The sequence below is a fragment of the Mesorhizobium sp. M8A.F.Ca.ET.202.01.1.1 genome (assembly GCF_004791595.1).
GTDB lineage: Bacteria > Pseudomonadota > Alphaproteobacteria > Rhizobiales > Rhizobiaceae > Mesorhizobium.
Map to the genome: position 1 here is coordinate 1 of NZ_SRUN01000149.1, position 337 is coordinate 337.

Consider the following 337-nt stretch of genomic DNA (forward strand, 5'->3'; position numbering starts at 1 on the left):
CTTGGCCCGGTCTATTCTGCCGCCATGGCGCATCTCATTGAACGCGATAGCTGGGCCGAGGCCGCCGACCACTGGAAAGGCGAACTGGAGTGCGGCCGGTTCGGCTCCAATTCCTGCCTGATCTTCAACTATCAGCCGACGGTCGGCGGCGGCCCACGACTGCATAAACACCCCTATACGGAGATCTTCGTCATCCGTTCCGGCACCGTCCTGTTCACGATCGGCGACCAGGAAATTGAGGCCACCGCCGGCCAGATCCTGATCGTGCCGCCCGGCACGCCGCACAAATTCACCAATCTCGGCCCCGGTCCGCTCGAAAGCACCGACATCCACGAGA

At 62.6% G+C, this 337-nt stretch carries 1 protein-coding gene; it reads left to right on the forward strand.

Going from position 1 to position 337, the window contains the following annotated elements; translation table 11 throughout:
• Window positions 1-24: 24 nt before the first annotated feature.
• Window positions 25-337: cupin domain-containing protein (locus EN845_RS34240; RefSeq protein WP_135931304.1), on the forward strand; the 313-nt coding region annotated here is incomplete at its 3' end.